Origin of the sequence: Micromonospora sp. NPDC049645 (genome assembly GCF_040675155.1) — a bacterium.
In the GTDB taxonomy this organism is placed as follows: domain Bacteria; phylum Actinomycetota; class Actinomycetes; order Mycobacteriales; family Micromonosporaceae; genus Micromonospora.
On sequence record NZ_JBFAOI010000004.1, the window covers coordinates 49362 to 71059 of the forward strand.

General features: G+C 71.9%; 24 protein-coding genes. 16 read left to right on the top strand and 8 right to left on the bottom strand.

Translation table 11 applies throughout. The features are described from left to right. Positions 1–11: 11 nt before the first annotated feature. The 4 genes from AB0J33_RS11790 to AB0J33_RS11805 all read right to left on the bottom strand — a co-directional run bounded on the left by AB0J33_RS11790 (position 12) and on the right by AB0J33_RS11805 (position 3121). Positions 12–1064, bottom strand: a complete 1053-nt coding sequence (locus tag AB0J33_RS11790; protein ID WP_363613182.1) for a lytic polysaccharide monooxygenase — start codon at positions 1062–1064, stop codon at positions 12–14. Positions 1065–1227: 163 nt separating this feature from the next. After that, positions 1228–1683: a GNAT family N-acetyltransferase gene (locus AB0J33_RS11795; protein ID WP_363612492.1), complete on the bottom strand. Its 456-nt coding sequence runs from the start codon at positions 1681–1683 to the stop codon at positions 1228–1230. A gap of 24 nt (positions 1684–1707) precedes the next feature. Continuing rightward, positions 1708–2649 carry an EamA family transporter gene (locus tag AB0J33_RS11800; RefSeq protein WP_363612494.1) on the bottom strand — a complete coding sequence of 314 codons (942 nt, stop codon included), beginning with the start codon at positions 2647–2649 and terminating at the stop codon, positions 1708–1710. Between the two features lie 211 nt (positions 2650–2860). Next, positions 2861–3121 carry a hypothetical protein gene (locus AB0J33_RS11805; RefSeq protein WP_030336232.1) on the bottom strand — a complete coding sequence of 87 codons (261 nt, stop codon included), beginning with the start codon at positions 3119–3121 and terminating at the stop codon, positions 2861–2863. Positions 3122–3277: 156 nt separating this feature from the next. On the opposite strand from AB0J33_RS11805, the gene AB0J33_RS11810 reads away from it, so the two are divergent. The 3 genes from AB0J33_RS11810 to AB0J33_RS11820 all read left to right on the top strand — a co-directional run bounded on the left by AB0J33_RS11810 (position 3278) and on the right by AB0J33_RS11820 (position 5076). Further along, a complete protein-coding gene (locus AB0J33_RS11810; protein ID WP_363613184.1) occupies positions 3278–3553 on the top strand; it encodes a glycoside hydrolase in 276 nt (91 codons plus the stop codon). Between the two features lie 108 nt (positions 3554–3661). Continuing rightward, the gene (locus AB0J33_RS11815; RefSeq protein ID WP_363612496.1) at positions 3662–4408 is read left to right on the top strand and encodes a lytic polysaccharide monooxygenase; all 747 of its coding nucleotides are present in this window, start codon (positions 3662–3664) and stop codon (positions 4406–4408) included. A 65-nt stretch (positions 4409–4473) separates the two neighbouring features. Then, positions 4474–5076 carry a DUF305 domain-containing protein gene (locus AB0J33_RS11820; RefSeq protein ID WP_363612498.1) on the top strand — a complete coding sequence of 201 codons (603 nt, stop codon included), beginning with the start codon at positions 4474–4476 and terminating at the stop codon, positions 5074–5076. Between the two features lie 12 nt (positions 5077–5088). Here the strand turns inward: AB0J33_RS11820 and msrB are convergent, their stop codons facing one another. Beyond that, complete coding sequence (gene msrB / locus AB0J33_RS11825; RefSeq protein ID WP_203152073.1) at positions 5089–5493, bottom strand: peptide-methionine (R)-S-oxide reductase MsrB; 405 nt, start codon at positions 5491–5493, stop codon at positions 5089–5091. A gap of 47 nt (positions 5494–5540) precedes the next feature. Here msrB and ligD point away from each other — a divergent pair, with 47 nt between their 5' ends. From ligD to AB0J33_RS11880, 11 genes are all read left to right on the top strand, one after another. Further along, positions 5541–6572, top strand: coding sequence for a non-homologous end-joining DNA ligase (gene ligD, locus AB0J33_RS11830; RefSeq protein ID WP_363612500.1), 1032 nt, complete (start codon positions 5541–5543; stop codon positions 6570–6572). A gap of 312 nt (positions 6573–6884) precedes the next feature. After that, positions 6885–7184 carry a nucleoside triphosphate pyrophosphohydrolase gene (locus AB0J33_RS11835; protein ID WP_363612502.1) on the top strand — a complete coding sequence of 100 codons (300 nt, stop codon included), beginning with the start codon at positions 6885–6887 and terminating at the stop codon, positions 7182–7184. A 13-nt stretch (positions 7185–7197) separates the two neighbouring features. Beyond that, positions 7198–7869 (top strand): HIT domain-containing protein, encoded by a 672-nt coding sequence (locus AB0J33_RS11840; protein WP_363612504.1) that lies wholly within the window; start codon positions 7198–7200, stop codon positions 7867–7869. Then, the gene (locus tag AB0J33_RS11845) at positions 7862–8497 is read left to right on the top strand and encodes a hypothetical protein (RefSeq protein ID WP_363612506.1); all 636 of its coding nucleotides are present in this window, start codon (positions 7862–7864) and stop codon (positions 8495–8497) included. The genes AB0J33_RS11840 and AB0J33_RS11845 overlap by 8 nt, the downstream gene beginning before the upstream one ends. A gap of 185 nt (positions 8498–8682) precedes the next feature. Beyond that, positions 8683–9117 carry a DUF2975 domain-containing protein gene (locus AB0J33_RS11850; protein ID WP_363612508.1) on the top strand — a complete coding sequence of 145 codons (435 nt, stop codon included), beginning with the start codon at positions 8683–8685 and terminating at the stop codon, positions 9115–9117. Next, positions 9117–9332, top strand: a complete 216-nt coding sequence (locus AB0J33_RS11855) for a helix-turn-helix transcriptional regulator (RefSeq protein WP_363612510.1) — start codon at positions 9117–9119, stop codon at positions 9330–9332. The genes AB0J33_RS11850 and AB0J33_RS11855 overlap by 1 nt, the downstream gene beginning before the upstream one ends. Next, a complete protein-coding gene (locus AB0J33_RS11860) occupies positions 9329–9493 on the top strand; it encodes a hypothetical protein (RefSeq protein WP_363612512.1) in 165 nt (54 codons plus the stop codon). The genes AB0J33_RS11855 and AB0J33_RS11860 overlap by 4 nt, the downstream gene beginning before the upstream one ends. A gap of 128 nt (positions 9494–9621) precedes the next feature. Then, positions 9622–12807 carry an ABC transporter permease gene (locus AB0J33_RS11865; protein WP_363612514.1) on the top strand — a complete coding sequence of 1062 codons (3186 nt, stop codon included), beginning with the start codon at positions 9622–9624 and terminating at the stop codon, positions 12805–12807. Beyond that, positions 12804–15512, top strand: a complete 2709-nt coding sequence (locus AB0J33_RS11870; RefSeq protein WP_363612516.1) for an FtsX-like permease family protein — start codon at positions 12804–12806, stop codon at positions 15510–15512. The genes AB0J33_RS11865 and AB0J33_RS11870 overlap by 4 nt, the downstream gene beginning before the upstream one ends. A 1-nt stretch (position 15513) precedes the next feature. Further along, positions 15514–16509: an ABC transporter ATP-binding protein gene (locus AB0J33_RS11875; RefSeq protein WP_363612518.1), complete on the top strand. Its 996-nt coding sequence runs from the start codon at positions 15514–15516 to the stop codon at positions 16507–16509. Between the two features lie 50 nt (positions 16510–16559). Next, positions 16560–17246, top strand: a complete 687-nt coding sequence (locus AB0J33_RS11880; protein ID WP_363613186.1) for an ABC transporter ATP-binding protein — start codon at positions 16560–16562, stop codon at positions 17244–17246. A 387-nt stretch (positions 17247–17633) separates the two neighbouring features. On the opposite strand, the gene AB0J33_RS11885 is transcribed toward AB0J33_RS11880, so the two are convergent. Further along, a complete protein-coding gene (locus AB0J33_RS11885; RefSeq protein ID WP_363612520.1) occupies positions 17634–18086 on the bottom strand; it encodes a GNAT family N-acetyltransferase in 453 nt (150 codons plus the stop codon). Between the two features lie 73 nt (positions 18087–18159). On the opposite strand from AB0J33_RS11885, the gene AB0J33_RS11890 reads away from it, so the two are divergent. After that, positions 18160–18672 carry a potassium channel family protein gene (locus tag AB0J33_RS11890; protein ID WP_363612522.1) on the top strand — a complete coding sequence of 171 codons (513 nt, stop codon included), beginning with the start codon at positions 18160–18162 and terminating at the stop codon, positions 18670–18672. On the opposite strand, the gene AB0J33_RS11895 is transcribed toward AB0J33_RS11890, so the two are convergent. Both AB0J33_RS11895 and AB0J33_RS11900 read right to left on the bottom strand, forming a co-directional pair. Then, positions 18599–20161, bottom strand: coding sequence for an alpha/beta hydrolase (locus AB0J33_RS11895; protein ID WP_363613188.1), 1563 nt, complete (start codon positions 20159–20161; stop codon positions 18599–18601). The genes AB0J33_RS11890 and AB0J33_RS11895 overlap by 74 nt on opposite strands. 67 nt (positions 20162–20228) lie before the next feature. Continuing rightward, on the bottom strand, positions 20229–21344 hold the full coding sequence (locus tag AB0J33_RS11900; protein WP_363612524.1) for an ATP-dependent DNA ligase: 1116 nt from the start codon (positions 21342–21344) through the stop codon (positions 20229–20231). Between the two features lie 135 nt (positions 21345–21479). Between AB0J33_RS11900 and AB0J33_RS11905 the strand changes: the two genes are divergently transcribed. Then, positions 21480–21692 carry a hypothetical protein gene (locus AB0J33_RS11905; protein ID WP_363612526.1) on the top strand — a complete coding sequence of 71 codons (213 nt, stop codon included), beginning with the start codon at positions 21480–21482 and terminating at the stop codon, positions 21690–21692. The last annotated feature ends 6 nt before the right edge of the window (positions 21693–21698 follow it).

A 21698-nucleotide genomic window follows, 5' to 3' on the forward strand; every position in this document is an offset into this window, starting at 1 on the left:
CCGGACGGGGATCAACTGGTCGTCGTGCAGGTGACCAGCGGAACCGGGTTGCTGCCGTTCCAGGAGCCGAGGAAACCGAACGTGGTGCTCGCTCCGGCGGCGAGGGTGCCGTTGTGGCTGACGTTGCGCGCGGTGACCAGCGTGCCGTTGGTGCTGACCGTGGTGTTCCACGACGAGGTGACCTGCTGGCCGTCGTTGTAGTTCCAGCTCACCGACCAGCCTCGGACGGGTGAGCCGCCGGCGGTCACCTTCACGTCGGCCTGGAAGCCACCGGCCCACTGACCGGTGATCTGGTACGTCGCCGAGCAGGCGCCGGCCGGCGGCGGGGTGGTCGGGGGTGGGGTGGTCGGCGGGGGAGTGGTGGGCGGCGGGGTCGTCGGCGGGGGAGTGGTGGGCGGGGTGGTCGTCCCGCCGCCGAAGTCGACGTCGCTGCACAGGTAGTACGACTGGTCCAGGTGGCTGGCCTGCCAGATGGTGTAGACGATGTGCCGCCCGGTGCGTCCGGGTGCGCTGACCGGGATCTGGATCGAGACGCCACCGGTGTCCGGGTTCCACTGCGAGGCCGGGGTGTTGCCGATCTGGCCGGCCAACTCCAGGTCACTCCAGCCGAGCGGCTGGGTGGCCGAGTTGAAGCCCTGCTTCGTCACGTACACCCGGATGTAGTCGGCGCCGTGGGAGGCCTGGTCGAAGAAGCGCAGCCGGAAGTTGTTCGACACCGAGGTGGTCTTCCAGGCGCCGACGGTGTCCAGCGCGTTGTAGCGACCGTTCTGGGTCCGCCCGCCACTGCACAGCTGGCCGTTGGGGATGGCGCCCTGGTGGTTGCCCGCCACGCCCTCCCGGAACAGACCGTTCCAGTTCCACATGGCGTTCGGGTCGGACTGCCAGGCCTGCCAGCACGTCGGGTCCTCGGTGGCCATCCGAGGATTCTGGAAGTCGCTGCCCCAGCGTTGCCAGCAGCTGTAGTTGCGCGAGGCGGGGTCGACGACCGACCCGTGCGCCGAGGCGGACGGGGCCAGCACGGTGGTGAGCGCGGTCGTCACCAGGAGCGTGGTGGCCGCCGCGATGGCGAACAGCCAGAGCACGTGACGTGATCGGAGAAGAGTGGACACGGAGCCCCCGGGGGGATGAGGTCGGACGTCGACACCCGGATCGTCGGGAGTTGCCCACTCCCGCGCCTAATCGCTGGCTCCCGCGACGGCTCTACCCGGCACCATGCCAGCCTGATCGTCAGGCGTCAATGGCGTTCCGGCGCATCGGCGTGTGCGGGATGCCGTCCTCGACGTACTCGGGGCCGCTGACGGCGAAGCCGTGCCGGCGGTAGAACGCGACGAGGTGCGACTGGGCGTCCAGCACGCAGGGCCGGTTGCCCACCACCTCCAGCGCCGCGCTCATCAGCCGACCGGCGTGGCCGCCGCCGCGTGCCGTCGGGGCCACCACCACCCGTCCGATCCGGGCGGCGCCGTCCGGGTCGGCCAGGATCCGCAGGTACGCCAGCGGCGCGCCGCCGTCGGTCAGCCACAGATGCCGGGTGCCCGGCTCCACGTCCCGCCCGTCGAGTTCCGGGTAGGGGCAGTTCTGCTCCACCACGAACACGTCGATGCGCAGCTTGAGCAGGTCGTGGAAGGTGCGGGCGTTCAGGTCGGCGAAGGAGGCGGTCCGGATCTCGGTGGTCTGCTGGGGCATCCACCGATGGTAGGTCGAGCGGGTTCACGTGCTGTCCGCCCGGTCGGGCGCGACGTAGGTGGCGGCCACGGCGGTGAGCAGCAGGACGCCGCCGACGAGCACCGGCAGCGGGAGCGGTTCGTGCAGCAGCGCCACCGCCAGCGCCGCGGCGGTGAGCGGTTCGAGCAGGGTCAGCACGGCCGCGACACTGCCCGAGGTGGTGCGCAGCCCGGCGTAGAACAACGCGTACGCGAGCGCGGTGGTGACCACGCCGAGGTGCAGCAGCAGCGCCACGGTGTCGAGGCGTAGCGGCACGCCGACCCCGGCGACCAGGGCGAACGGCGCCAGGGTCAGCGCGCCGACCACGGTGGAGACGGTGGTCAGCGTCATCGGCGCGGTGCGCTGCGACACCTGCCGGCTGATCAGGGTGGTCACCGCGTAGCCGAGGCCGGAGCCGGTAGCCGCGAGCAGGCCGAGCAGCGGGGCGGGCGCCGCCGCGCCGGGTTGCTCGGTGGCGGCGGTGATCAGGACGAGGCCGGCCACCGCCGCGACCAGGGTGCCGAGCCGCAGCGGGCCGGGCAGCCGGCGGGCGTGTACCGACTCCCAGGCCGCGGCGAGCACCGGGGCCAGGCCCAGACTCACGATGGTGGCCACGCTGACGCCGGCCCAGGCCACGGCGGCGAAGTAGAGCGCCTGGTAGAGGCCGAGACCGACGCCGGTGAGCAGCAGCGGTACGGGTGCGGCGCGCAGGGCGGCCACGATCGTGCGCAGCCGACCGGCGGTGCACGCCAGCAGCACGAACGCGGCGATGGCGAGGCGGTGGAAGCCGATGCTCACCGGGCTGAGCCCGGTGCCCTCGCGTAGGAGTTGCACCGCCACGCCGGTGGTGCCCCACAGCATGCCGGTGACGGTGATCTGGATCAGGCCGCTGCGGGCGGCGTGGCGGGCGGCCGAGGCAGCCGGCAGCGCGGTACGGGTGGTGGACATGGAGGCGCTCCGAAGGGTGAGCCGTTGACGGGGACGACGTCGACGGAGCGCGTACGGCAAGGTGGCCGAGCGGGGTCAGGTCACCCGGTCGGCGCGAGGCGCGGCGCTCCGCTCAGGAGCGCGGCGGGGGAAGGACGCCCAGGAATGGCCGCATGGCGACGACCGTACCGCAGATTGGTGCTCGGGTTGGCCCGCGGCCGGAGCGGCGCGGTCAGGCCGGGCGGGCGCCGACGGCGTCGCGGACCTCGGCGCCCACCGCGCCCTCGACGGCGCGGGCGCAGTGCGCGCAGCAGAAGAAACGGCCGTTGACCTCGACGCCGTGCCCGACGATCTTGACCTGGCAGTGCTCGCAGATCGGTGCCATGCGGTGGATCGCGCACTCGAACGAGTCGAAGGTGTGCACGTCGCCGCTGACGGTGTGCACCTCGAACGCCATCCAGTAGTCGTTGCCGCAGACCTCGCAGGTTGCCACCGGAACCTCCATGAAAGTGGACGATTGCCTACAGAATCCCCCAGGATGCGAGGACGTGGGATGGAACGGGGGCGCTTGGACGCCGGTGGCGGCGTGTCGGCGTCGGCGTGTTGCCCGTTATGCCGGGTGAACCGCCGCAACCCCCGGAGGATCATGGTGATCAAGCGCAGCAAACTCTTCGGCAACCAGACCCGGGTCACCTTCTGTCTGCCCCGCGATGTCCCGCCCGGCCCGGTGAGCGTGGTCGGCTCCTTCAACGGCTGGCAGCCGGGCCGGCACGAGCTGGTGTCCCGCCGCGACGGCACGCGGACGGTGACCGTGAAGCTGCCTCCGGGGGAGCACCGGTTCCGTTACCTCGGCACCGGCGGCGTCTGGCTGGACGACGACTCGGCCGATCAGGTCGACGACCGCGGCAGCCTGCTCAGGCTCTGAGAACAAAACCGCCACCATCAATGGATTTATCGATGAGAGTCTTTACTGTTAACAATGTTTAAATTACCTTGGGGGCACCTCACCGGACCTGGAGAAGGAGCTGCCCCGATGCTTCGAAGAATGACCGTCCCGCTGGTGGCGGCGGGCGCTGTCGCCGCCACCCTCACCGTCGCCGCCCCCGCGCAGGCGCACGGCTACGTCTCCGCCCCGCCCAGCCGGCAGGCGCTCTGCGCGCAGGGCCGGGTGCCCGACTGCGGGCAGATCAAGTACGAGCCGCAGAGCGTCGAGGGGCCCAAGGGCCTGCGCAGCTGCAACGCCGGCATCGCCCAGTTCGCCGTCCTCAACGACGACAGTCGAGGCTGGCCGGCCACCTCGGTGGGCAGCTCGCTGACCTTCACCTGGGTGAACACCGCCCGGCACGCCACCAGCAACTGGGAGTACTGGATCGGCAACACCCGGGTCGGCGTGGTCAACGGCAACGGCCAGCAGCCGGGCGCCACGGTGTCGCACAACGTCAATCTCGGCGGCTTCTCCGGCCGGCAGAAGATCCTCGCCGTGTGGAACATCTCCGACACGGCGAACGCCTTCTACTCCTGCATCGACGTGCAGATCGGCGGTGGCGGGTCCAACCCGAACCCCACCCCCACGCCGACCCCGACATCCACCCCACGGCCCACCCCGACCGCCACGCCGACCACCCCGCCCGCCCAGGGCGGCACGTGGACGACGGGCCGGGCGTACCAGGTCGGCGACCAGGTCACCTACGGCGGAGCGACGTACCGCTGCCGGCAGGCGCACACCGCGATCCCGGGCTGGGAGCCCCCGAACGTGCCGGCGCTCTGGCTTCAGGTCTGACCGCGCGGGTGCGGCCCCCCTGGCCGCACCCGTGTCGCCGCTCTCGCGTGAACGGAGCAACCGGCATGCCCCGCCGTACCCCGCTGGCGTCCCTCGTCGTCGCTCTGCTGCTCACCGGCGCCTGCGCCGGGTCGCCCACGTCGAGCCCGTCGACCCTGCCGCAACCAGCCCCCGCGTCCCCGGCCGGCTCGGCGGCGGCCGGGTCCGCGGCGCCCTCGGCCGACGGCGACGCGATGAGCGGGATCGACGTGGTGTTCCTGAGCACGATGGTCGGACACAGCGAACGCACCCTGCAGATCGTCCGGCTGGCCCGGGACCGGCTGCACGACGACGCGTTGCGCACCCTGGCCGCCGCCATCGAGGCCACCGAGACCGACGAGTTGGCCGCGATGCGCGGCTGGTTGCCGACGACCGGGCCGGGCGCCAGCGCCGCCGCGCACCACCACGACGGGCACGGCGACGACGCCGCGCTCGACCGGCTGCGGACCGCGTCGACCGCGGACGTCGACCGCGTGCTGCGCCAGGTGCTCGCCGAGCACCAGCGGTCGGCCGCCGACCTGGCCCGAGCCCAGGTCGACGTCGGTCGCAACGAGCGGGTCCGCGACCTGGCCCGACGCATCGAGCAGTCCCGCACCGCCGAGGTCGAGCTGCTCAGGGGTACGCCCTGAGTGGCGCGTCGGTCAGCGGGGTTCCAGTCGGACCGAGATCGAGTTGACGCAGTGCCGGGTGTCCTTCGGGGTGAAGCCCTCACCGTGGAAGACATGCCCCAGGTGACTGTCGCAGCGGGCGCAGCGGATCTCCGTACGCGCCATGCCGAGACTGCGGTCCTCGATCTCCTTGACCCGGCCCGGGATGGCGTCGTCGAAGCTCGGCCAACCGCAGTGCGAGTCGAACTTCGTGTCGCTGGAGAACAGCTCCAGCCCGCAGGCGCGACAGTGGTAGACCCCCTGGGTCTTGGTGTCCACGTACTCGCCGGTCCACGGGCGTTCGGTGCCGGCCTCCCGCAGGACGTGGAACTCCTCGGGGGTCAACCGGACCCGCCACTCGTCCTCGGTCTTCGGCAGCTCATTGTCGTCAAGACTCACCCGTCAACGGTACGTCGAACGTCGGTGGCGTGGCATATGGTCGCGAGATGGCGGGCACCAAGGCATTGGTCACCGAGATCGAGGTGGCCGGGCACAGCGTACGGCTGAGCAGTCCGGACCGGGTGATCTTCCCCCAGCGGGGCTTCACCAAGGCGGACGTCTTCCACTACTACCTGGCCGTCGGCGACGGGATCATGCGCGCCCTGCGGGACCGGCCCACCACGCTGCAACGCTTCCCCGAGGGCGTCGAGGGTGAGGCGTTCTTCCAGAAACGGGTGCCCACCCGTGGGGTGCCACCCTGGGTGACGACCGCGCAGATCACCTTCCCCAGCGGTCGCAGCGCCGCCGAGCTCTGCCCGGCCGACCTGGCGCACGTGGCCTGGGCGGCGCAGATGGGCACCATCGTCTTCCACCCCTGGCCGGTGCGAGCCACCGACGTCGACCAGCCCGACGAGCTGCGCATCGACCTGGACCCGCAGCCCGGCACCGACTTCGCCGACGCGGCGCGGGCCGCCGGCGAGGTCCGGGCGCTGCTCGACGAGCTGGGTGCGCCCGGTTGGCCGAAGACGTCCGGCGGTCGGGGCGTGCACGTCTACCTGCGCATCCAACCCCGCTGGACGTTCACCGAGGTGCGCCTGGCCACCATCGCGCTGGCCCGGGAGGTGGAGCGCCGCAACCCGGATCTGGTCACCACCGCCTGGTGGAAGGAGGAGCGCGGCACCCGGGTCTTCATCGACTTCAACCAGATGGCCCGTGACCGGACGATCGCCTGCGCGTACTCGCTGCGGGCCAACGCGCGGGCCACCGTCTCGACCCCGGTCACCTGGGACGAGCTGCCCGACGTCGACCCGGACGACTTCGACCTGCGTACCGTGCCGGCCCGGCTCGCCGAGCGTGGTGATCCGCACGCCGGCATCGACGACGCTCCGTGGGACATCACCCCGCTGCTGGAGTGGGCCGAGCGCGACGCCGCCGCCGGCCAGGGCGACCTGCCGTACCCGCCGGATCACCCGAAGATGCCCGGCGAGCCCAAGCGCGTGCAGCCCAGCCGCGCCAAGCGCACCCCGGACAGCCCCTGACCGACCCGCGGCGCAGTAGTTGATGGGCCTCCCCACGGTCCATCCGTAACCCCGCGCTCGTCTGGTCCGGCTGCACCTCGCTGACCCTGTCCAGCTGCCGCGCCGCCACCGCTACCACCGACGGATGTGAGCTGCGGCGGATAGCCGAACACGCCGAGCCGTTCAGCGCCGTCCGGACGCTAATCGGCGCGACAGGTAGAACCGATCGAGTCGACGATCCCGCATTCGCGGATTCGGGGGTCCGCCGTCACGGCGATGAGTTAGTTGTCGCCGTGCGTACCATGGTATCGAGACACCTGAGTGGAGGTTGCCATGCCGGCGAAGCTCGTACGGGACAGGATCCCGGCCATTATCGAGGCGGCTGGGCGTTCTCCGGTCATCCGACGGGCTGAACCTCGGGAAATGCTTCCGCTGCTGCGGGCGAAACTGGTGGAAGAGGTTGACGAGTTTCTGGCCAGCGACGATCCCATGGAACTGGCTGATGTGCTGGAGGTCGTTTTCGCCTTAGCGAGTCGACTCAACCTGTCGCAGACCGAACTTGAACAGGCGAGGGCACGAAAGGCCGCAGACAACGGCGCTTTCAATGATGGTGTAATACTTCTCGGGCGGTGACAGGAGTAACGACATGGTTGATGTCGGAACGATGGAATGCCCATTCTGTGTCGAGTTCGAAGATGTGGAGAAGAGCGAATTTCGGCGCCTGTTCCCACGGGATGTTCTGCCGAGCAGGGTTCTTGAGCAAGATTCCGACTTTGTCCTCATTGCTGGTATCGGCGCGTTCCGGCCCGGCTACCTATTGCTCATTCCACGGTCCCATGTAAAACGCTTCGGTGATCTGTCGAGAGCGGTTGCCAGGCGGGCGGAGGCGTGGCGGCTCTCCTGCCTGAGGAACTTGCGAGGCCGTTTTGGCGAGGTGGTCATGTTCGAGCACGGCGGGACCCGCACCGACGCCGCAGGAGGCTGCATCGACCACGCCCATCTCCACCTCGTGCCGTGTCGCGTGGACCTCATGTCCGAACTGGACCGTCGGATGCCCTTCACATCGGCCGGCGACCTCTCGGAACTGCCGGCGACTGTCCGCGATCGGCCCTATCTGCTCGTTCAGCAGGGTGCTGACATGCGGGCCTACTTTCCGCAGGAGAGGCTGCCGTCGCAATATATGCGACGCTTGATAATGCAACTGGAGGGGACGCCGGACAACTGGGATTGGGCCGTGTTCGCGGGTAAGGAGAACGTCATGGCAACGGTGCGGATCCCGTTGTCGGATGCTCCGGGCGCTTGGTTGCCCAATGCCTGACCCATCCAGCCGCAAACTCCGCACTCAACGGGCGGCCCGGGTCCCCAGATATGAAGATATCGAGGCGAATTACCTGGAATCGCTCACTGCTGAGAAGTCCGCGTCCCTGACCGAACTGCAGAACGCCACCACGTGGGGTCTCACCATCATCACCACCGGGGCCCTGTTCATCGTGGGGCGAGCGACCTTCCCCGATTATCTCTCATTGCTCGGGCTGCTGGTGCTCATGGTGCTGGCCACGCATTTCACCACACGAACCGCCAAGGGGTATATCAATGTGGTGCGTTGGAGCCTGATACAGCGTATGCTGATTTCCGGTTTCCTTGATGAAGTGCCCGATATCGAGGGTCGCCGGCAGGTGATACGCGCGTACCACTTGGATTGGGCACTTCCGGTGCGGCGTCGCGACGTGGTCTGGAAGTCTCTGGTCGAGCTTGGCTACGGCTATATATTCGTCCTACTGGTCGGCGCTGTGGTCTACTGCCTCACCGAATTGCCGTTGGCGTTACATCACTACCTGGCCCTGGCCGTTGCGTTGGGGATGATTTTGTTCGATCTGGTCGTGTTTTCCCGCTCCCCCTACATGCGTCGCCCCGTTCCCCACTCGGATGCCCGAAGGCTGCGGTAGGCGTGGGTGCGGTCGTCGGAGACGCGTGTGGGGGTTGCGCGGACGGGGGTCGCCCAGGGTTCCCAGCCGCCGACGGCGGATGGTGGCCGACGCCCCGGCAAGCGATTGACTTTCGATAGGTAACGAGCGAAACTCGATGCATGGTGACAGAGCATCGAGCGGTTGCCGCTCTCAGAGTCTTTCTCGTGGTGCTGTTCGGGGTGCTGGTCGTGTTCCAGACCCTCTCGCTGCCCGGGCAGTTCGCGTACATGGCCCAGCAATCGCCGGAGGACGCCCACCTGCGCTGGCCGGCGACCGCCGTGACGGTGTTCTGGGTGCTCTGCGTCCAGGTCGTCATCGTCGCGACGTGGCAGTTGCTCAGTCTGGTCAAGAACGACCGCATCTTCACCGAGGCGTCCCTCAAGTGGGTGGACGCCATCGTCTGGGCCATCGCCGCCGCGTGGGTGGTGCTGGTGGGCGTCTTCCTCTGGGTCGGCTTCAACGCGGACGATCCGGGACTGCCCCTCCTGCTGTTCCTCCTGACCGTGGGCGTCACAGTGCTGGGGCTCCTCATGGTGGTGATGCGGGCACTGCTGCGGCAGGCCACCACGCTGCGCAGCGACATGGAAGCGGTGATCTGATGCCCATCGTCGTCCGCATCGACGTGCAGTTGGCCAAGCGCAAGATGAGCGTCGGTGAGTTCGCCGAGCGTGTCGGGCTCACCCCCGCCAACGTGGCGGTGCTCAAGAACGGCCGCGCCAAGGCCGTCCGCTTCAGCACCCTGGAGGCGATGTGCCGGGTGCTCGACTGCCAGCCCGGAGACCTGCTGGAGTGGGTCGAGGAGGAAACCTCATGAAGTACGCCCTGACCGTCGTCGCCGTCCTCGTGATCGCGCTCGGTGTCGCCGGCATCGTGCACGGGGAGGCCGACGACTCGCCGGGCCTTCAGCTTCTCGGCGTCGTACTCGTGCTCGGCGCGGTGGTGTTCGGCATCCGCAACCTTCGGGGCGGCAGCTGACCGCTCGCCCGCGGCCCGGCCTCACCTGACCCTTCTCCTAATAACGATCATGTAACGGGCGCGAACCTTTCCCGGTGGGTGACCTGTCTTGATGGTCGTCGGCCCGCCAGGGCCAGGGGAGGCGTCGGATGAAGCTGGTGTGGAGGCGGGCCCGCGAGGCGCGGGGGTTGCTGGTCGCCGCGGTGGTCGCTGCCCTCGTCGCCGTCGCGTTGGTCACCGGCCTATCCGACTACAACTGTCGGGCGGTGGACGCCGGGCAGCGCGCCCTGGTCGCCGCCTCGCCAGCCGAGGAACGCGGTCTCCTGGTCAGCGGCTCGGGAGGGCGGGACGCGGCCGAGTTCGCCAGCCGCGACAGGGCGGTCCGGGCCGAGTTCGCCAACGGGCTCGGCGGTGCCCCGGTCAGTGTCGTCGCCGCCCGTTACGGCACCGGTCGGGAGTTGACCGGCGACCTCGGACAGGTCCCGCGTCCGGACGACGAACCGGTCTTCGCGAGCCTGGCCACACTCGACGACCTGGCCGGCCACGTCGAGCTGACCAGCGGCGCCTGGCCCCACCCCGGGGCGAACCCCGTCCAGGTGAGCCTGCCCGAGCGGGTCGCCGGCACGCTGGGCCTGACCGTCGGAGACCGCGTCCCGGTGCGTGACCGGGCCACCGAACGGCGCGGGGAGCTGGTACTCGCCGGCACCTGGCGGCCCCGCGACCCGACCGACGCGTACTGGTTGCTGGCGCCCGGTGTGGGGACGGGCAGCGTCGGCTCCGGCACCTCGTACGGGCCGTTCACGCTCGACCCGGCCGACTTCGCGACCACCTTCCCGGGCACGGTGTCCGCGTCCTGGCTGGCCCAGCCGGACCTCGGCGGCGTCGACACCGCCGACCTGCCCGCCGTTCGGAAGGCTCTCACCGAGGCGGCCTCGGCCGTGCCCGAGGCCGCCCAACTGGGCAGTTCCGGGCAGACGGTGACCAAGATGGAGCGGTTGCTGGACCGGATCGCCCGCGCCGACCTGGTGGGTCGCTCCTCGCTGGCCACCCCGCTGCTGCTCATCCTGGTGCTCGGTGGGTACGCGCTGGTGCTGGTCGCCGCGCTGCTGCACGAGGACCGCCGCCCGCAGACCGCGCTCCTGCGCGCCCGCGGCGCCGCCCGTCGGCAGTTGGCCGGCCTGGCGGCCCGGGAGGCGACCCTGGTGGTCGCCCCGGCCGCCGTGCTCGGGCCGCTGATCGCCGCTGAGGCACTGCGGTACGTCCGACCCGGCGGGTCGAGCGACCTCGCCACCGCCGGCGGTAACACCACCCTGGTCTGGGCGGCGGCGGCGGCCACCGCCGCCGGTTGCCTCGTCGCCATGGTCCTTCCGACGCTGCGCGGCGCCGGCACGTACGTCGCCGACATGGCGGCCCGATCCCGGCCCAACCGGGCGGCGAGCGTGCAACGCGCCAGCGTCGACCTGGTTCTGCTGGCACTCGCCGTGCTCGCCTGGGTGCAGCTACGCCGGTACGCCTCACCGCTGGCCGGCTCGAACGGCCGGCTCGGGCTCGACCCGCTGCTCGTCGCCGCCCCGACGCTTGGCGTGCTGGCCGGTGCCGTGCTGGCGCTGCGGGTGCTCCCGCCGCTCACCCGGTTCGCGGAGCGGTTCGTCGACCGACGCCCCTGGACCGCCACCATGTTCGGCATGTGGCAGGCCGGTCGGCGTCCACACGCCGGCCCGGTCCTGCTGCTCGCCCTCGCCGTCGGTGGCAGCACCCTGGCCTGGTCCCTGATCAGCACGGGGGAGCGGTCCCAGGTCGAGCAGGCCGGGCACACGGTCGGCGCCGACCTTCGGGTGACCGAACGCGGCGGTGCCGCCCCGCCGACCCGGGCCGGTCAGCTCGCCGCGCTGTCGGGCGTCAGCCGGGTGCTGCCGGCGTGGCGGGACGAGGTGCGGGTCGGCCGGGCGGACCTGCCGGTGACCGTGATCGGCGTGGACCCGGCCAGCGCCCCCGGCGTCGTGCGACTCGCCGACCGCCTCGGCGACGGTGCGGCGTCGGAGCAGTACCAGCGCATGCTCGATGCGCGTGGGGCTCCCGCGGGTGTCGAACTGCCCGCCGGGGCACGTGCCGTCACCGGCACGGTCCGCACCCCGGTGAGCAGCGCCGCCCGGCAACTGCGGGTCGCGGTGACGCTGCTGGTCACCACCTCCGACGGGCTCGCCCTGCGGCTGCCGGCGGCCGACGCCGACGGTGACGGCCGGGCCACCCGGTTCACCGTGCGACTGCCCGACCTGGGCGGGACGCGGCTGCGGTTGGCCGGGTTCGAAGCCGACGGCGGGTTGGCCGCCGGCAACGCCTACCGATTCCAGCTGGACGGGTTGACGGTGGTCAACGCCGACGGCACGGCCCGGCCCGCCGAGCTGAGCGGCGACTGGGTGATGACGGCCCCCGGCGAGAAGCCCACGCCGGTGCGGACCACCGGGGGCGGGTTCGCCGCGGTCCACGCCGTGGAGGTGATCCCCGGCGGTCAGTTCGCGTATCAGCCGCCCACCCGGTTCTCCATCGTGCCCGGCGGGACCAGCACCCCCGTACCGGTGCTGATGACCCCCGAGGTGCGCGAGGCGCTGAGCCTGAGCGTCGGCGACACCGTCGACCTCACGCTCTCCGGGGCGACAGTGCCGGTCCGCCTGGTCGGTGAGCTGGACGCGGTGCCGACCACCACCGGGGCCGGCGTGTTGCTGGACCTGCCCGCCGCGGTCGACGCGCTGATCCGGGCGGACGGAACGGTGCGACCCGTACCGGAATGGTGGGTCGGCGCCGCCGACGCGACGGCCGCCGCCCGTGCGGCCGGCGAACTGCCCGGGGTCACCGTGCTCGACCGCGCGGCGGCGATCGAGGCAGCCGCCGACGATCCGTACTGGCGCGGCGCGCGTACCGGAATGCTCGCCGCCGCGTTCGGCGCGGTGCTGCTCGCCCTCGTCGGCCTGATGGTGGACGTGTGGGCGACCGGCCGGCGCCGGCTCGGCGAGTTCGCGGTGCTGCACACCCTCGGCGCCACGCCCCGGCTGATGGCCCGGGCGCTGCTGGCCGAACAGAGCTTCCTCGCCGGCATCGGCGTGGGCGTCGGGTTGTTACTGGGCGCCGCGGTCGGCGCGACCATGGCCCCGCTGGTCATCCTCACCCCGGCCGCCGGCCGCCCGGTTCCCCCGGCGACGTTCGTGTTGCCCTGGGCGCCGATCGGCCTGACCGCGGTCGGTCTGCTGCTGGCGGCGCTCGCCTTCAGCGCGTTCATCGCCACCGGCATCCGTCAGCGGGTGGCGGCGGTGCAGCTGCGAATCGGGGGAGAACGATGAGCGTCGGGGCGGCCGTCCGGCGGGTCCGGGCGTACGGGGGGCAGTTCCTGCTGCTGGCGGTGCTGACCCTGGTGGTCACGCTGCTGATCAGTGGAGTGCCCCGGCTGGTCAACCGACTCGCCGAACAGGGGCTGCGGGCGCAACTGAGCAGCGAGCCGGCCGCCCGCCGGGACATCTCGTACAGCACCAGCGTGGTGGGCGCGACGTCGAAGAACACGGCGACGGGCAGCGCCATCGAGCGGTTCAACACCCTGGCCACCGAGATGCCGCCGCAGGTGCGCTCGGCGGTGACCGAGCGGTGGTACACGGTGGAGAACCCGCCGGCCCGCGTGGTCGGGCCGGACCTTGCGGCCCGCAACCTGCTGGTCGACCTGGGCCTGCGCGCCGTGCCCGACGTTCAGAGCGCCAGCACCCTGGTCGAGGGAGCGTGGCCGAGCGAGACGTACGTTCCCGGCCGGCCGATCGAGGTGGCGCTCGACGTGGACGTGGCCGGCAAGCTCAACCTGCGTGCCGGTAGTCAACTGCGCATCGGCAACGCCGATCAGAACGGCGCCCTGTCCGACGACGCCCCGCTGCTGGTGGTGGGGTTGTTCCGCCCGAACGATCGCGCGAACGGCATCTGGGACGGGTTGCCGGCGCTGCTGCGGGTCACCGAACCGCTGGGCGACGGCGAGCCGTTCATCATCGTCGGTGTTGTCGCGCAGTCGCCGTTCAACAAACGGGCCGCGGCGGGCTGGCCGATCCAGACCACCTGGCGGTACCGGCTCGGCGTCGACACCATCGACGCACGGCAGCTGGACCAGATGATCGACGGATTGCAGAAGCTGCAACGCGAGAGGCCGCCGGACCTCAGCGTGACGCTGGGCGTCGACGTCCCGCTGCGCGCCTTCGCCGCCCAGATCGACGCCGCCCGAACCCTGCTCGCGGTGATCGCGGCCGGCGTACTGGCCACCCTGGCGGGGCTCATCGTGCTCGCGGCCGGTCTCGCCACCCGACGACGTCGGGCAGAGTTCGTGCTGTTGCGCGCCCGAGGGGGCGCGGCCACGGCCGGCGCCCGGCGCAGCCTCGCCGAGTCGGTGCTGGTGGTACCGGTAGCCGCCGTGGTGGGCTGGTGGCTCGGCACCCTGTTCCCCGGCTCGCCGGACCCGATCACGCCGTACGTCATCGGGGCGGCCGTGCTGGTCACGCTGGCACTGCCGGTGGCGACGCTTGCGGTGCCGGCCGGGGCGGCGGCGCGCCGTGACCTGGTCCGGGTGCGCCCGTCGGCCCGTCGGCTCACCGTCGAGGTGTCCCTGCTGCTGCTGGCCGTGCTCGCCGCGGCGCTGCTGCGCCGACGTGGCCTGACCCTCGGCGAGGTGGACCCGCTGCTCGTGTCGGTGCCCGTGCTCCTGGCGATCGCGGCGGCGGTGCTCGCGTTGCGCGCGTACCCCTGGCCGTTGTTGCTGCTCAGCCGGCTGGCCGCGCGGACCCGGGGCAGCGTCGCCTTCCTCGGCACGGCTCGCGCCGGTCGCGCGGCGGTCGCCGCTCCGCTAGTCGTGGTGGTGCTGGCGATCGGCACCGCGGCGTTCTGCGCGGTCGTGGCAGCTGGCGTCGACGCGAGCCGGGAACGGGCCGCCGCCCAGATCGTGCCCGCCGACGCGGTGATCCGTGGCGAGCGTTTCGCGCCCGACACCGTCGAGGAGCTGGGCCGCCTGCCGGGGGTTCGCGCCGTCACGCGGGTGCTGTACGAGACCGACGAGCGGCTGGCGGCGGACGAGTTGGGCACCGACGCCCGGGTCGCGCAGACGGACGTGCTGCTCATCGACGGCTCGGGGCTGGACGCGGTGGCCCGGGAGTCCGAGGTGGACCTGCCGGTGCCGGCCGCGCTGCTCGCCGCCCGGCCCGGCCCGGGGCCGCTGCCGGCGATCGTCTCCCCGGCGGTCGCCGCCGACCTGGCCAAGGCCGGGCTGGACGGCTCCGCCTTCATCCCGGTGCAGGGCCAGCGGTACGAGTTCCGGGTGGCCGGCACCGAGGAAGGTTTCCCGCTGTTGCCGGCCAACGCCGGCCGGTTCGTCATCCTGCCCTGGCAGGCTCTGCCGACGCGCACCACCACACCGGTGCCGACCAGCCTGCTGGTCGCCGGTGACTCGCTGGACGCGCAGGCGCTCCGCGTCGCCGGGGACCAGGGGCAGGAGCGCTACCAGCGCAACGGAACGATCGTCGGTCGGGAACGGCCGCTCGGCGTCACCGTCGACACCCGGGCGGACGTTCGCCGGAATCTCGGCGAGGGCGGGGCGAACGGGGTGCTGGCCTTCGGGTTCGTGGCCGGGGCCGTCGGCGGCTCCGTGCTCGGACTGTTGGCCATCGCGTTCACCGTGCTGGCCGGCGCGCGTGCCCGGGGCCAGGTGCTGTCCCGGCTGCGCACCCTCGGCCTGTCCCGCCGGCAGTGGCGCGGGCTGCTGCTGGTCGAGTTGACCCCGCTGGTCGCGGTGTCGGTGCTGACCGGCGCGCTCGTCGGCGCGGTGCTGCCCCTGCTGCTCAACCCGGTGCTCGGCCTGTCCGCGTTCACCAGTGGTGTGCCGGTGCGGGTGGCGTTCGAGCCCAGCCTGGTCGCTGCGGTGCTCGCGCTCGGGGCGGTCGCCCTCGGCTTCGCGGTCGCCGTCGAGGCCCTGAACAACCGCCGGTTGCGCCTCGGTGAGGTGCTGCGGCTCGGAGAGGAGAGCTGAGATGACCGCTACCGCCCAGACTCCACTGGTGCCTGATCTGGCCGCCCTGCAACAGCGGGCCGCGCAACGCGCCGCCGAGCGGGCCGGCGGGCAGGACCGCCTGCGCGGGCACATCGTCTGCGACGGCCTGGTGCGCATCTTCAAGACCGAGGGGGTGGAGGTGGTTGCCCTGCAGGGGCTCGACCTGGTCATCGACCGGGGGGAGCTGGTGGCGATCGTCGGGGCCTCCGGCTCGGGCAAGTCGACCCTGCTCAACATCCTCTCCGGCCTGGACACGCCGACCGCCGGTATCGCCCGGGTAGCCGACTACGACCTGCTCTCGCTCTCCGCCAAGCGGCGGCTGAGCTACCGGCGGAAGCTGGTCGGGTTCGTCTGGCAGCAGACCGGCCGCAACCTGCTGCCCTACCTCAACGCGCTGGAGAACGTCGAGTTGCCGATGCAGTTGGCCGGCGGGCGTGGCCGCAGGGCCCGCCGTGAACGGGCCCGGGAACTACTCGACCTGGTCGGCGTCGGCTACTGCGCCGACCGGCGGCCGGGGCAACTCAGCGGCGGCGAACAGCAGCGGGTCGCGGTGGCGGTGGCGGTGGCCAACGACCCGGAGGTGCTCTTCGCCGACGAGCCGACCGGTGAGCTGGACGAGGCGACCGGCGCGGAGGTCTTCGCGGCGCTGCGCACCATCAACGCCGAGCTGGGCGTGACCATCGTGGTCGTCACCCACGACCACGCCGTGGCCACGCAGGTCCGTCGGACCGTCGCGATCCGCGACGGCCGGACCGCCTCCGAGGTACGCCGGACCGCCCGGATCGGCGCGGACGGCAACACCGAGCTGGTCAGTGAGGAGTACGCGGTGCTGGACCGGAACGGGCGGATGCAGCTACCGGCGGCGTTCGTCGACGCGCTCTCGCTGAAGGAGCGGGTTCGGCTCGACCTGGAGCCGGACCATGTACAGGTACGGCCCGGCGACCGGGCGTCGGACGAGCGGGGGGCACGGGCATGAGCCGTCGGGACATGGTGGTGACCGGCGCGGCCGGGCTCGGCGGTGCGGCCATGACGCACCCCGGCCAGGTGGTCCGGGTCAGTGGCGTCAACCGGACCTTCGGCCGGGGCGAGCACGCCGTGCACGCGGTGCGGGACGTCTCGTTCACGGCCGACCGTGGTGAGCTGGTCGCCATCCGGGGTCGGTCCGGGGCGGGCAAGACCACGCTGCTGAACATGATCGGCGGGCTGGACCGGCCGGACAGCGGTCAGGTGGTGGTGGCCGGCCACGAGGTGACCTCGGCCGGCGAGGCGGAGCTGCTGCGGCTACGCCGGGGCACGGTCGGGTTCGTGTTCCAGACCTTCGGGCTGGTGCCGATCCTCTCCGCCGCCGAGAACGTCGGCGTGCCGTTGCGGCTGGCGCAGGTGCCTGCCGCGCAGCGGGAGGAGCGGGTCGCGGTGCTGCTGGAGCTTGTCGGCCTGGGCGGACACGCGGCCCAGCGCCCGTACGAGCTGTCCGGTGGTCAGCAGCAGCGGGTCGCGGTGGCCCGCGCGTTGGCCAACGAGCCGGACCTGCTCATCGCCGACGAGCCGACCGGCCAGCTCGACTCGGAGACCGGCCGATCCATCATGGACCTGCTACGCGCGGTGGTGCACGCGCGCGGCATGACGGCCCTGGTGGCCACCCACGACCCGGCCCTGATCGACCTCGCCGACCGGGTGCTCGTCCTGCGCGACGGTCGCCTGGTCGACGGCTGACCCACTGCTCGTCGGCGTGGTCCGCGCGCTGCGGTCCGCGCGCTGCGGTCTGCGCGCTGCGGTCCGCGCGCTGCGGTCCGCGCGCGGTGGGCCGCGCTGCGGGCGGCGGGTTCGGTCAGCGACGGCTGACTGTGGTCGTTCGCCTCCTGTAGAGCTGCCCCAAATTTGGGGCAGGGGGTGGACCCGGTGCCGGTCGCTCGTGCGGGCCGTCGACGGGACTCGCGGCCCCCCGGGAGGGTGGTTCGCTGCCTCCGAAGCGTGGCTCGCGGCCCCCCGGGAACGTGGCTCGCTGCGTCCGAAGCGTGGCTTGCTGCCCCAGCAACGGGGCAGCTCTACAGGTGCCGAGTAGCTGCCGGGGTCCGAGACACGACGCGCAGTGGCGGTGGGTCAGAGCGCGAGCTTCATGCCCTGGTGGCTGGCCACGAAGCCAAGGTTCAGGTAGAAGCGGTGCGCGTCCGCGCGGGTCTTGTCCGTGGTCAGCTGCACCAGGGCACAGCCGCGCGCACGTGCCTGGTCGATGGCCCAGTTCATCAGGTCCCGGCCCAGCCCCTGGCCACGCCGGTCCGAGCGGACCCGGACCGACTCGATCAGGGACCGTTCGCTGCCGTGCCGACCCAGGCCGGGAATGTAGGTGATCTGGAGGCAGCCGACCAACTCACCGGCCTGCTCGGCCACGATCAGTTGGTTGCGCGGGTCGGCGGTGATGTCCGCGAACGCCTTCTCGTACGCCTCGTCGACCTCGGTGAAGTCCCGGGCCTTGCCGAGGACGTCGTCGGCGAGCAGGGCGATGACGGCGGGCAGGTCGGCCCGGACCGCTTCCCGGTAGGTCACGTCGGTCATGCCGGTGATCCTGGCACAGCGAAACCGGCGGATGGGTGTCGCCGCTTGCGGGCGACGGGCAGCATGGGGCGGCATGGAGCTAGTGCTGCTGCCGTTCCGGTGGACGTATCGGGCGTTGGTGTGGTTCGCGAACTCGCCCCGCACGCTGATCACCTCGTACCTGTTGATGATCGTGGTGGCGGGGGTCATCTACGGGGAGGTCGAGCAGCGCAGCCCGGCCGACGCCGTCTGGTGGGCGGTGGTGACCGCCTCCACCGTCGGTTACGGCGACATCTCGCCGACCACCTGGGCGGGTCGAACGCTTGCCGCGCTGCTCATCTCGACCATGGTGCTGCTGGTCATCCCGCTGATCACCGCGCACTTCGCGAGCCGGCTCATCGTCGACGACGATGCCTTCGAGCATGAGGAGCAGGAGCAGCTCAAGGCCGACGTGCGCCGGATGCGCGTGCTGCTGGAGGAATTGGCCGCCCGGCAGGGGATCGATCTGCCCCCGCTGCCGCCGAGCCAGCCGGTCACCGGGCCGGACAGCGCTTCCCGTCCGGTGGCACGGTCAGGTCGAGCAGGTAGGCGTCGACCGCGTTGGTGATGCAGGACGTCTGCGGGTAGGCGGTGTGCCCCTCGCCCTCCCAGGTGAGCACCCGACCGACGCCAAGCATCGACGCGAGCCGCGGGGTCTGCTCGTACGGTGTCGCCGGGTCGCCGGTGGTGCCGACCACCACGATGGGTGGCGCGCCGTTCGCCTTGCCGGTCGGGTACGGGTCACGCCCGCCCGGCCACTCGACGCAGCTCAGCATGCCGACCGCCAGCGCCGGCCCGAACAGCGGGTATTTCCCCCGCCACTCCGACTGCAACTGCCGGATCTGCTCCCGGCTCGGCTTCTCCGTCTCGTCGGCGCAGTTGACGGCCAGATTGGCGTCGAACAGATTCGAGTAGTGCCCGTCGTCCGCCCGGCCGGCGTACGCGTCGGCGAGCCGGAACACGTCCTTCGGGTCGCCCTCGGCCAGCCGGTCGATCGCCTGGGCCAGCTCCTGCCAGCCGGACTCGGTGTAGAGCGACGAGATGACCGCGTAGAACACCCAACCGGCGGTGGCCTGCCGACCGTCCGCGCCGCGTACCGGGGAGACCCTGGCCTTGTCGATGGCCGAGGTGACCGCGGCGCGCGCGTCCGGGGCGATCGGGCAGCGGCCGGCGTTCGCCGCGCACCAGCGGGTGAAGTTGGTGAAGGCCCGTTCGAAGCCGCGAGCCTGGCTCTCCGAGCCCTCGACCAGCCGCTGCTGCGGGTCGACCGCGCCGTCGAGGACCAGCGCCCGCACCCGCTGCGGGTAGAGCTGGGCGTACGTGGCGCCGAGCAGGGTGCCGTACGAGTAGCCGATGTAGGTGAGCTTGTCGTCGCCCACAGCGGCGCGGACGGCGTCCATGTCGCGGGCGGCCTGCTCGGTGCCGTACAGCGGCAACTGGTCGCCGTACCGGTCGCCGCAGCCGCGCCCGATGCGCTGGCTGAGGCCGACGAAGCCGTCGAACGCCGACTGGCTCGCCGGGTCCGGGTCGTAGCCGAAGCTGGCGTCCAGGTCGGCGTCGGAGATGCACTTCACCGGGCTGGACCGGGACACCCCGCGCGGATCGAAGCCGACGATGTCGAACCGCTCGGTGATCGAGGCGGGCAGCCCGCCGAACTGCGGGCCGAAGGAGAGGTAGACGGCGGTGTCGACGCCGGAGCCGCCCGGCCCGCCCGGGTTGACCACCAGCGAGCCCACCCGGTCGCGCTGCTTGCTGGACCGCGCACGCAGCAGGGCGATCTCGAAGGTCTGCCCGGCGCCCGGGCCGGCGCTCGCCCCACCGCCGGTGCCCCAGTCGCGGGGAACCGCGATCCGGGCGCACTCGTAGCGCATGTCCGGTGCGCCCCGCCCGACCAGGTCGTCGGCCACCTCCGGGCAGGGCCGCCAGGTCGGTGCGCTGCCGGTCGGGGCGGCCTCACCCTGAACCTCGGTGCGGGGAGCGAACGCGGGCAGCGTGCAGCCGGCGGTGAGTAGCGCGGCGACGCCGAAGGCGGCCAGAGTGCGACGGACCCGGCGCAGGGCCGCCTTCCGAGGCTGGTCGACGGTGCGGGTCACGTGGTCCTCCGGGATCGGGTCGACGGCCAGGCTACGCCGGGTCGGCGGCGGCCCGGTCCACGGTGGTCGCCGGGTCGCCGCGCAGCACCTGATCGACGTCGAAGCGGATCGGCCGGTCGAGCTGGTCGTAGCGGCAGGATCGGGGGTCGCGGTCCGGGCGCCACCGCACGAACTGGGCGGTGTGCCGGAACCGCTCGCCCTCCATCGCGTCGTAGCCCACCTCGACCACCAGCTCCGGGCGCAGCGGCTCCCATTCCAGGTTCTTCGTGCCGGTCCACCGGCTCACCCCGCCGGGAATGCGTTGGCCGCGCTCGTGGTCGCCATGCACCCACGGGTGCTCGCCGCCGGTGTCCCGGTAGGGCGCCAACTCGTCGAGCAACTCGGTGCGGCGGGCCATGCTGAACGACGCGCTCACGCCCACGTGGTGCAGGACCCCGGCGTCGTCGTAGAGACCGAGCAGCAGCGACCCCACCACCGGGCCGGACTTGTGCCAGCGGAAGCCGGCCACCACCGCGTCCGCGGTGCGGGCGTGCTTGACCTTGAACATCAGCCGTTTGCCCGGCTCGTACGGCAGGTCGGCCGGCTTGACGATCAAGCCGTCCAGCCCCGCGCCCTCGAAGACGTCGAACCAGCGGCGTGCGGTCTCCGGGTCGGTGGTCACCTGGGTGACGTGCACCGGCGGACGAACGTCGGCCAGCGCCTGGACCAGCCGCTCCCGGCGGAGCGGGTACGGCTGGTCGAGCAGCGCCTCGTCACCGATGGCCAGCAGGTCGAACGCGACGAAGTCGGCGGGCGTGGTCTCGGCGAGCAGCTTCACCCGCGACGCCGCCGGGTGGATGCGCTGGGCCAGCAGCTCGAAATCCAGGCGCGGCTGGCCGGACGGCCCGTCCCGCCGGATCACGATCAGCTCCCCGTCGACCGCGCACCGCTGCGGCAGCTGCCGACGGGCCTGCTCGACCACCTCGGGGAAGTAGCGGGTCATCGACTTGCCGCCCCGGCTGGCCAACTCGACCTCGTCACCGTCGCGGAACACGATGCACCGGAACCCGTCCCACTTGGGCTCGTAGGTCACCCCGGGGGTGGTGGGCAGTTTGGAGACACTCTTGGCCAGCATCGGCTCGACGGGCGGATTGATCGGCAGGTCCACGCCGCCCAGTCAATCAGACGGTGCCGACAGTCGTGAGGCAGATCACCGTGGCTGGCCGGGCGGCGTGTCCGGTCCCGCGTCGCTCGTCCCGACCGGGCGAATCACATAACCCCAGGTCAGAGCTACTTTCGCGAGGTGTCCGAGTGGGTCTGTGACTGCTGCGGGCGGTGGCGGGTGAGCGTCGAGCTGATCCGGGGCCGCTACCGCTTCCGGCTGACCCGCCGCTACCCCGAGCGGTTCGGCGGCGGCCGGAACGTGCTCGGCGAGGTCGGCTCGGTGGCGGAGCTGGAGGAGCTGCTGCGTCGGCGTACCCCGCTGACCCTGGCCGACCTGCACGAGGCCGCCTGACCCGCC

Bases quoted from the DNA above. Each gene is read 5' to 3' on its own strand.
- AB0J33_RS11880 (WP_363613186.1), top strand. From the start codon at position 16,560: ATGACGCACCCCGGCCAGGTGGTCCGGGTCAGTGGCGTCAACCGGACC.
- AB0J33_RS11815 (WP_363612496.1), top strand. From the start codon at position 3,662: ATGCTTCGAAGAATGACCGTCCCGCTGGTGGCGGCGGGCGCTGTCGCC.
- AB0J33_RS11845 (WP_363612506.1), top strand. From the start codon at position 7,862: ATGCCTGACCCATCCAGCCGCAAACTCCGCACTCAACGGGCGGCCCGG.
- AB0J33_RS11865 (WP_363612514.1), top strand. From the start codon at position 9,622: ATGAAGCTGGTGTGGAGGCGGGCCCGCGAGGCGCGGGGGTTGCTGGTC.
- AB0J33_RS11875 (WP_363612518.1), top strand. From the start codon at position 15,514: ATGACCGCTACCGCCCAGACTCCACTGGTGCCTGATCTGGCCGCCCTG.
- AB0J33_RS11800 (WP_363612494.1), bottom strand. From the start codon at position 2,649: ATGTCCACCACCCGTACCGCGCTGCCGGCTGCCTCGGCCGCCCGCCAC.
- AB0J33_RS11860 (WP_363612512.1), top strand. From the start codon at position 9,329: ATGAAGTACGCCCTGACCGTCGTCGCCGTCCTCGTGATCGCGCTCGGT.
- ligD (WP_363612500.1), top strand. From the start codon at position 5,541: ATGGCGGGCACCAAGGCATTGGTCACCGAGATCGAGGTGGCCGGGCAC.
- AB0J33_RS11835 (WP_363612502.1), top strand. From the start codon at position 6,885: ATGCCGGCGAAGCTCGTACGGGACAGGATCCCGGCCATTATCGAGGCG.
- AB0J33_RS11855 (WP_363612510.1), top strand. From the start codon at position 9,117: ATGCCCATCGTCGTCCGCATCGACGTGCAGTTGGCCAAGCGCAAGATG.
- AB0J33_RS11840 (WP_363612504.1), top strand. From the start codon at position 7,198: ATGGTTGATGTCGGAACGATGGAATGCCCATTCTGTGTCGAGTTCGAA.
- AB0J33_RS11870 (WP_363612516.1), top strand. From the start codon at position 12,804: ATGAGCGTCGGGGCGGCCGTCCGGCGGGTCCGGGCGTACGGGGGGCAG.
- AB0J33_RS11890 (WP_363612522.1), top strand. From the start codon at position 18,160: ATGGAGCTAGTGCTGCTGCCGTTCCGGTGGACGTATCGGGCGTTGGTG.
- AB0J33_RS11820 (WP_363612498.1), top strand. From the start codon at position 4,474: ATGCCCCGCCGTACCCCGCTGGCGTCCCTCGTCGTCGCTCTGCTGCTC.
- AB0J33_RS11795 (WP_363612492.1), bottom strand. From the start codon at position 1,683: ATGCCCCAGCAGACCACCGAGATCCGGACCGCCTCCTTCGCCGACCTG.
- AB0J33_RS11885 (WP_363612520.1), bottom strand. From the start codon at position 18,086: ATGACCGACGTGACCTACCGGGAAGCGGTCCGGGCCGACCTGCCCGCC.